The organism is Candidatus Aquarickettsia rohweri (assembly GCF_003953955.1).
GTDB classification, from domain to species: Bacteria; Pseudomonadota; Alphaproteobacteria; order Rickettsiales; family Midichloriaceae; genus Aquirickettsia; species Aquirickettsia rohweri.
Genome location: NZ_RXFM01000055.1, coordinates 1 through 8,660, shown reverse-complemented (window position 1 = coordinate 8,660; position 8,660 = coordinate 1). Strand labels below are relative to the sequence as shown.

Here is an 8,660-nt window from a genome sequence, read left to right as displayed (position 1 = left end):
GTATAAAACCATTTGCAGTTGGCAGAAAAAATTGGATGTTCTGTGCAACAACTAAGGGTGCTAAAGCTAGTGCAAATATTTATAGTATTATTGAAACTTGCAAAGTAAATAAGATTAATCCTTATGATTATTTAAAATATTTGCTGAATCATATTCATGATTATTCTGATCCAAAAGAGTTAGTAAATTTACTTCCATATAATATTGATAAAAAAATATCATCAAATTAAATTTTTTTTAGAATTATCAAAAAACTTAAGAAACCCAAAGAAAGGCGGATAATACTTGTCAAGATGGGGATATTTTAGCGTTTACATTATTTCATCTTTGATGCTTTCAGGATGCAATATTTTAATGCCATATTTTTCTACTAATTTTTCAATATACAATGAAGATAAGTTAGAGAATTTTGCTCCTGCCTAATGTAGAGGTTTAATGGATTCAAGCCCATGTTTTTCTACTAGTGATGTTATAGTTGTATCAGTCACATATTGCAAGAAAATTTCACCTGCATATCCTAGTCCTACTACTCTTAGTCCTACTAGTCCTCCTCCTGGTACTAGTTCTAGTACTCCTGGTACTAGTTCTAGTCCTATTATTCCTACTACTCCTAGTCCTACTCCTACTAGTCCTCCTAATAATACATTTTGCCAAATAATATTTGGAAGGCAAATAGGACTACTCCATGATAACAAACTGTAATTTGTATAATAACCAATAGTGTCTAATATTCCTGCTCCAATTGTTGTTACTGTGCTCCAATCCATAATTACTTGTGGTAGGCTTAGTGGTATTGTATGAAGCAAATCCCCATTCCAATTATTAGAATGCTCTAAATTCAAAATATGATATGTAAATTCATTAGTAATATTTCTTGCTAAATCCTCACCCCATGAATCTACAAATTGTTGTGGTATTATGTTGCTATTAACTAAATTTTCTACACTAACATTATTGCCCCGCGACCATATCAACATTTCACCAAATAATTGCTGATAAGTCTGGGTTTCTGTATAAAAAAATTTATTAAATATATTTGTAAAAGTGCCAACTGCAAAGTTAGCAATGCTATAATAGTATTTCATTGATCACCTTAATTTAGTTAATAAATATTATCTGTAGTATATTGATAAAACGTTAAAATTACGTTAAGGTTTTTGAACGAAAAGTTAAGTTTACGTTAAGATCTTATTTTTTGCATAAAATTTAGTGATATTATACTTAGGTTCTTAAACTTTCTTAAAAACTAAGCAAGAATTTGTGCCGCCGAATCCGAAAGAGTTGGACATAATACAATTTATTTTTTTGGATTGAGGGGTGTTTGCAATCAAATTAATTCCTTCACAACTTTCATCAGGGTTGCTTAGGTTTAGTGTTGGGGGAAGTGTTCTATCTTGCATTGCAAGCAGAGAAATTATTGCTTCAACACTTCCTGCTGCACCTAACAAGTGACCAATAGATGATTTAGTTGAAGAAATAGCAATGTCTTTAATATTGTTTTTAAAAACTTTTTTGATTGAATTTAACTCTATAACATCACCCAGTGGTGTAGATGTTCCATGAGCATTTATATAGTCAACTTCTTCTGGGGCAATTTTTGCTTTTGCTAAAGCCATTTTCATAGCTTTTATTGCTCCCTTACCTTCTGATTCTGGTGCAGTAATATGATGTGCATCACCGGATAGTCCATATCCAACAACCTCGCCGTAGATTTTAGCTCTTCTCTTTTTAGCGTGTTCATATTCTTCTAAAATTAATATACCGGCTCCTTCACCCATTACAAACCCATCTCTATCTTTATCCCATGGTCTAGATGCTTGTTCTGGTGAATCATTAAAATTGGTTGATAGCGCTCTTGCTGCAGCAAATCCTGCAACTCCAAGTTTGCAAACTGCTCCCTCAGCTCCTCCACAAACCATTATCTTTGCATCACCATCTTTTATTATTCTTGCTGCATCTCCAATAGCATGTGTTCCAGTTGAGCAAGCAGTAACTACAGAATGGTTAGGGCCTTTGAACCCATGCTTTGTAGAAACATGACCTGAAGCAAGATTTATCAAGCTTGCTGGAATGAAAAATGGACTAATTCTTCTTGGGCCTTTTAACTCTAATATGTTAGCGTTTTTTTCAATTGTTGATAAGCCTCCAATACCAGATCCAATTAAAACACCAATCTCCTCTTTAATTCCGTCTGGCAAATTCTTTAGATTAGCATCTGAAATTGCTTCTTCTGCTGCAGCTATAGCATAATGAATAAATTTATCCATTTTTTTTGATTCTTTTGAATCAACAAATTCTTCAATATTAAATTCAGATGGAATTATGCCTGCTATTTTACAGTTTAAATCATCACTTGAAAATAAACTATCAGGTATTTTTTTTATACCAGATTTTGAATTTATTATATTATTCCAGCTATCATTTGCTGTTATACCTAGGGGAGTTATTAACCCTATGCCTGTTACTACAACCCTAATCATATTATGATTATTGATTAAACCTTATTGAGCTTGATTATAGTGCTTTTCAGCATAATCTATTGCATCTTGAACAGTTTTGATATTTTCTGCTTCTTTATCAGGAATTTCTAAATTTTCAAATTCATCTTCAAGGGCCATAACTAACTCTACTCTATCTAAGCTGTCAGCTCCAAGATCTTCAATAAATCTATCTGTTAATTTGATTTGAGAAGTGTCTTTATTGAGTTGTTTGTCAATTACTTTTAGTACTCTTTCTTTAATACTATCACTCATATAGATACCTTTGTTATTATTAAAAGTTAAAGATTGATGTTTAATATCATAAACAAATTTCTTTTTCAAAGAATAATTTATGATTTTTATATTTTATTTAAAATTATAGATATAAATTTCTTCTAAAAAGCTAGATTTTCTTGCAATCTTGCAATTTTATAGAAATTTTACTTATTATTTAAATAATAAGTGATTTAGTTATTTTTATATTTATTAACTATTTTACTTAGTATTATAAAAAATCCTCCATTACCAATAACGTTTAAAAGGGCTAAAAATGGATCTAGCAATAAATACAAAGTCATAACAATAGATAGCATTTCATAATTAAAATTAAGTTCACTTGCTAGTAATGGAAGGATTGTTATAATTCCACCTCCAGGGATTGTTAAGACTGTAAATTTCATGAATACAAAGTATGTTAAAAAATAAATAAATTCTGTATATGGGATTTGATAATTAAATAATTTTAATACTAACATTATGCAAGAGGGAATTAAGAAGCAATCTCCTAATAAATGCATATTTGAAATTGGAGGAATAAGTGAAATAATAATATTTGATTTTTTAGATATGTTTTTATTCACACCTTCTATAGTATATGGCAATGCAGCAGTGCTTGACATAGAGATAAATGCTGTGAAAGATGCAGGCAACATGGTAATTATGTTTTTTAAAGTTTTGTTAAATTTAAAATTACTGGCAATAAAATAAATTAATACAATATATATTAATGAAATAGTAAAAATAATTTTTAAAGTATGAAAATGATTTACAAGTGCAAATTCAAAAATTTTATCATTCTGTAGTTTGATTAAAAATCCAAGTACAAATAATGGTAATATAGGCATAAAAACTAAATTTATTGATTTCATTGCATAGTGAAATAAATAATCTGCAATCTTGTTTGCTTGATTTTTTTTAAGTATTGGCACTAAAATTCCCGAAATAACTCCTATTAATAGTGCAATTTTATTTGATAAAATTTGAAATAAATTGAACTTCCATAATGGGTTCAAGTTATCTATTAATAATTCTTTATTACTGTTGAAATTAGTAAGATTCAAATTATTATTTAACATATAAAAGCTAACATTAAAAGATGTAAATGAAGCGATAAAATTTGAAATATATATTAATAAAGCAAATGCAATAGCTAGTTTTATTGCTTGATTTTTTAAAAATATAATGCTTCTAGAAATAAAAATAACTATGATAAAAGGTATAAAAAAAATTAATAATTCTTGGATAGTTAAACTTATTGCATATAAAGTTGACTTTATAGTTAGAGGTATATATTGGCCAACAGATAACACAGAGATTAATAGTATTATTAAAATTAATGAAGTTTTTTTCATTTAGTTAGTTCTTATTATTCATAATTCTTTTTTATATCATTTTCTAATTTTAGAAATCTATATTAGTTGAATTTGATTATATTTGCGCATATTTTCTATTCCTTTCATTTATTTCAATATATCTTAAAATAAGAAGTTATAGTATGATAAAATGCATATTCCTTTAAAGGTACAGTTAAAATTCTGTATTTACATTAATGAGTTTATCTAATCTTAATAAAGTACTAAATTATCTTGGTTAAAATTAAAATAGCTATTGAAAAAGTAGGATAGCCAGTATACCATTTATTTACTTTTTACCAATCACTTCTTAAAATGAATGAGCATAAAAAAGCCTTACTAAAATTACCGAATCAAAAAAATGAACTTGAATTGCCAATAATTGAAGGTACAAAAGGACCTTCAGCTATAGATGTTAGAAGTTTATATAAACATACTGGTTATTTTACCTATGATCCTGGGTTTATGTCTACGGCATCTTGTGATTCGTCAATTACATATATTGATGGAGAAAAAGGAATTTTACAGCATAGAGGATATAACATTGTTGACCTTGCTAAAAAGCAAGATTTTATGGAGGTTTGTCATCTTCTTTTATATGGATCATTACCCAATCCATCAGAGAAAAATAGCTTTATAAATTCCATAAAACACCATACAATGGTGCATGAGCAGTTGCAATTTTTTTTTAGAGGATTTCCTAGGCATTCTCATCCTATGGCAATAATGGTAGGTACAGTAAGCTCTTTATCAGCTTTTTATCATGAGAGTTTAGATATTAAAAATGAGAAACAAAGAGAAGCAACAATTCATAAAATTATTGCTAAAATACCTACACTTGCAGCAATGGCATATAAGTATTCTGTAGGATTGCCATTTATATATCCTGACAATAATTTAGATTTTAGCTCAAATTTACTGAAAATGATGTTTAGTGTTCCAACTGAAGAATATAAGGTGAATCCTGTGATAGCAAGGGCATTAGATAAACTATTAATTCTACATGCTGATCATGAACAAAATGCATCTACTTCAACAGTAAGATTAGCTGGTTCTTCAGGAGCCAATCCATTTGCTGTAGTAAGTGCTGGCATTGCTTCACTTTGGGGGCCTGCACATGGAGGAGCGAATGAAGCTGTAATCAAAATGCTCAAAGAAATTGGCGAGCCAGAAAATATTCCTAAATATATTAATAAAGCAAAAGACAAAAATGATCCTTTTAGGTTGATGGGCTTTGGTCATAGAGTTTATAAAAATTATGACCCTAGAGCTAATGTATTAAAAAAATACTGCCATGAAGTATTAGCTGATTTAAAAATAAAAGAAGATAAGTTATTAATTATTGCTACTAAGCTGGAGAAAATTGCTCTAAAGGATGAATATTTTATAGAGAAAAAATTATTTCCAAATGTTGATTTTTATTCAGGTATCATTTATAGAGCTCTTGGAATTCCTACTCAAATGTTTACAGTATTTTTTGCTTTAGCAAGAACAGCTGGATGGGTCTCTCAATGGAAAGAAATGATTGAAGATCCAAAAATGAGAATAGGAAGACCAAGACAGGTTTATAAAGGAATAATAGAAAGATAAATTTTTAATTATATTACTATTCTTATGTTAGATAAGCATCTTGTTAAATTTAAAAATTTTTCCACAAGTCTTAAAGTAGTTATCATATTTTGTATACTTATAGTTTTATGGATGTTAAGCGGTTTAATTTCTCACAATCAAAACTCTTATGAAATTCATAAAGATAATACAGCCTTAAATTATGAAATTGTAAATTCAAAATCAATAGAGAAAGCTAAGATATTAAATTTTACTGGCATTATGGAATCAAAAAATCAAATAGACTTAACAAATGAAGTAAGTGGTAAAGTTATATCAATATTAGTGAATGATGGAACAAAGCTTGACAAAGATCAGCCTATTATAGCTTTAGAAAAAAAAGATTATATAGATAAATTAAATTCAGTTAAAGAAAACCTTGCAAGCAAAAAAGTTCTATATGAATCCGCTTTAAAATTATCTAAAAGAGGATTAGGATCAGAGTCTAATATTGCTGAGGCAAAATCTCAACTTTTTCAAGCTCAAGCCCAACTAAAACTTGCCACATTAGATCTAGACAACACAATAATAAAAGCGCCTTATGATGGTGTTATTAATCAAATTAATATAAAAAAAGGTAGCTACCTACCTGCATACTCAAAAATTGGAGAGTTTATATCAGATAAAGTTATAAAAATAAAATTTGATGTTCCGTATAATCAATATAATCAAATAAAAAATAGCATTGAATCTTTTATTATCTTAAATGGTAAAAAAGTTGAGGTGCCTCAAATAGCTTCATTAAGTGAAATTGCGGATGATAGTACAAAAACATATTCAGCAGAGATTATTACTAAAAATATTGATGATGCCTTTAAAAGCGGCCAATTAATAAAGGTTTTTATAAATGTTGGATATTTTAATGCTCATAAAATTTCTCAATCTACTCTTAGTATAGATAGTGATGGCATTACAGGAGTTAAAGTAATAAATAACCAAAATATTGTAAAATTTCTTCCTGTTGAAATTATAGGTGAAGATAGTGATGGTTTTTGGGTAATCAATTTACCACAACAGGTTAAAATAATTACATTAGGACACTCATATCTAAAATCTGGTGAAAAATTATAAACTAAAATGGGAAAAGTTTTTAATGTTCCTTTTAGTACAAATTTTTTAGAGCAATTAATCAAAAAAATTTTAAAGCTTTCAAATAATTTAGAGAATCCTGATAGTAATTTAATTATATTGCCTCATAAAAGAATTCAAACTGCTTTTACACAAAAATTATCTACAATAAATAGCAAACTATTATTTCCTAAAATTACTACTTTTTCATCTATAGATGAAAATTTATTAGATTTTGATAATTATTGTAACAATATATATGCAGCTAAAATTAGTTTAATTAAAAAACATTTACTCAAACAAGATCAATTATATATATTAATTTTATCCGTTATAAACTCTATTAAGCAAAATAATATTCATAAATTTGATACAAAATTTTTAGACACTGTTAACTATTCTAAAATCCTGAAAACATTAGATGAATATTATTACTATCAATATGATCGACAAAAAATGACTAACTCAACAAAAATTGAAAAGTTGATTTTTGTAATAATCGAATCTCTTGAAAAATTTCTAACCCAAAATAATTTAATTTTAAAATCTCAGACTTTGAATTTTGCCATCAATGAAATAATAAGAAAATGGGATTATCAAAATAATGCAAATATATTCATTATTTTGCCACAAACAGAAGTTAGTTACATAAAGTATTTCATAGATAATTTAGCGAAATATCAAAATTCATATATTTTTATTAGAGGTTATAATAAAACAAATAATAAAAGATATTTATATCAAAACCATATTATAGATTTTTTAAAAAGAACCAAGATAACTACTGAATCTATAGAAAATTTAACAACTTCAAAACATACTGATTACTTAATACCCTCTATTTTACTAAAAAATAATAATGAGGAATTAAATTTAGATAATTTAAATGTAATAAGAGGAAAAAATCAAAATGAAGAAGCTAAATTAATTGCTTTAATAATCAGAGAAAAACTAGAATCAAGCTCCGAAACTATTGTTGTACAAACTAAATCTGAAAGACTTGCAAACTTAATCGAAGGATTCTTAAAATTATGGGATATAAATGTAGAAAATTTAATAAATAAACATTCTAAATCCCCTATTTCAAATTTCTTTTTACTTATTGCTTTATATTTAAATACAGAGAACAATCATTATCTATTACTTTTAGACATTCTTAAATCTATGTATTGCAAAGTTATAGAGACTCAATTAGTAAACAATTTTGAATTAAATTATTTAAGAAAAGACCTTTATAGAGAAAAAGTACAGGATTATTTTATTAACGCAAGTGATTCAGAAAAAACATCTTATAATATTTTATTAAAAATAGAAAAGAAATTTCTTGAAACAAAGAAGTTAATTAAAAATACAACATTAACAATTTGTGAATATTTGCAAATCCATTTAGATTTGTTCTATTTTCTAAATAATCAGTCCTATAATTATGATTTTGCTAATTTAATAAGTAATATTAAAAAAAAATTAACAATTTTTAAAAATAAAATAAATATAAATTTTGATGAATACTTAACTATAATAAAAAAGCTTATCAATTCAAATTCAACTAATAATAATTATAAAATAGCCAAATCAGTCACCATACTTCAAACTTTTGAAAATAGAAATATTCAATATAGCACCTTAATTTTTGCTGGATTAAATGAAAAAACATTTATTGATTTATCTTTTGATAATAATTTTTTCAATAAAAATTTTAGAATATTAAATAATTTAAAACCTACAGACTCAGAATTATAATTTTTACAATGTAAGCGCTAAAATAAGGGCATCTAGGCAAGAATAAAAATAAGTGGTAGAACAAAAGCCTAAAAAAATAGAGGCTAATGATGCTATTAGAAAAAAAGAATAAGTAATGAAAAATGGAAAGAGC

9 protein-coding genes are annotated in these 8,660 nt (G+C 26.8%); 5 read left to right on the top strand and 4 right to left on the bottom strand.

The genetic code is table 11. The features are described from left to right. Both EIC27_RS08230 and EIC27_RS07035 read left to right on the top strand, forming a co-directional pair. Positions 1–230: transposase domain-containing protein (locus EIC27_RS08230; RefSeq protein WP_205702304.1), on the top strand; the 230-nt coding region annotated here is incomplete at its 5' end. Between the two features lie 55 nt (positions 231–285). Further along, the gene (locus tag EIC27_RS07035; protein WP_154663847.1) at positions 286–423 is read left to right on the top strand and encodes a hypothetical protein; all 138 of its coding nucleotides are present in this window, start codon (positions 286–288) and stop codon (positions 421–423) included. Here EIC27_RS07035 and EIC27_RS04365 read toward each other — a convergent pair. From EIC27_RS04365 to EIC27_RS04350, 4 genes are all read right to left on the bottom strand, one after another. Next, a complete protein-coding gene (locus tag EIC27_RS04365) occupies positions 420–1,085 on the bottom strand; it encodes a hypothetical protein (RefSeq protein ID WP_126044906.1) in 666 nt (221 codons plus the stop codon). The two genes, EIC27_RS07035 and EIC27_RS04365, sit on opposite strands and share 4 nt — an antisense overlap. 144 nt (positions 1,086–1,229) lie before the next feature. Next, a complete protein-coding gene (gene fabF / locus EIC27_RS04360; RefSeq protein ID WP_126044905.1) occupies positions 1,230–2,480 on the bottom strand; it encodes a beta-ketoacyl-ACP synthase II in 1,251 nt (416 codons plus the stop codon). A 21-nt stretch (positions 2,481–2,501) separates the two neighbouring features. Further along, positions 2,502–2,753: an acyl carrier protein gene (acpP, locus tag EIC27_RS04355; protein WP_126044907.1), complete on the bottom strand. Its 252-nt coding sequence runs from the start codon at positions 2,751–2,753 to the stop codon at positions 2,502–2,504. A gap of 194 nt (positions 2,754–2,947) precedes the next feature. Further along, complete coding sequence (locus EIC27_RS04350) at positions 2,948–4,111, bottom strand: cation:dicarboxylate symporter family transporter (RefSeq protein WP_126044904.1); 1,164 nt, start codon at positions 4,109–4,111, stop codon at positions 2,948–2,950. 315 nt (positions 4,112–4,426) lie between these two features. Between EIC27_RS04350 and EIC27_RS04345 the strand changes: the two genes are divergently transcribed. The 3 genes from EIC27_RS04345 (at position 4,427) to EIC27_RS04335 (ending at position 8,527) form a co-directional block, all read left to right on the top strand. Then, positions 4,427–5,701 (top strand): citrate synthase, encoded by a 1,275-nt coding sequence (locus EIC27_RS04345; protein WP_126044903.1) that lies wholly within the window; start codon positions 4,427–4,429, stop codon positions 5,699–5,701. 111 nt (positions 5,702–5,812) lie between these two features. Continuing rightward, positions 5,813–6,790 carry an efflux RND transporter periplasmic adaptor subunit gene (locus EIC27_RS04340; RefSeq protein WP_162298332.1) on the top strand — a complete coding sequence of 326 codons (978 nt, stop codon included), beginning with the start codon at positions 5,813–5,815 and terminating at the stop codon, positions 6,788–6,790. Positions 6,791–6,796: 6 nt separating this feature from the next. Further along, a complete protein-coding gene (locus EIC27_RS04335) occupies positions 6,797–8,527 on the top strand; it encodes a hypothetical protein (RefSeq protein ID WP_126044901.1) in 1,731 nt (576 codons plus the stop codon). Positions 8,528–8,660: the final 133 nt, after the last annotated feature.

Coding starts and splice junctions, on each gene's coding strand:
- EIC27_RS04365 (WP_126044906.1), bottom strand. CDS start 1,085: ATGAAATACTATTATAGCATTGCTAACTTTGCAGTTGGCACTTTTACA.
- fabF (WP_126044905.1), bottom strand. CDS start 2,480: ATGATTAGGGTTGTAGTAACAGGCATAGGGTTAATAACTCCCCTAGGT.
- acpP (WP_126044907.1), bottom strand. CDS start 2,753: ATGAGTGATAGTATTAAAGAAAGAGTACTAAAAGTAATTGACAAACAA.
- EIC27_RS04350 (WP_126044904.1), bottom strand. CDS start 4,111: ATGAAAAAAACTTCATTAATTTTAATAATACTATTAATCTCTGTGTTA.
- EIC27_RS04345 (WP_126044903.1), top strand. CDS start 4,427: ATGAATGAGCATAAAAAAGCCTTACTAAAATTACCGAATCAAAAAAAT.
- EIC27_RS04340 (WP_162298332.1), top strand. CDS start 5,813: ATGTTAAGCGGTTTAATTTCTCACAATCAAAACTCTTATGAAATTCAT.
- EIC27_RS04335 (WP_126044901.1), top strand. CDS start 6,797: ATGGGAAAAGTTTTTAATGTTCCTTTTAGTACAAATTTTTTAGAGCAA.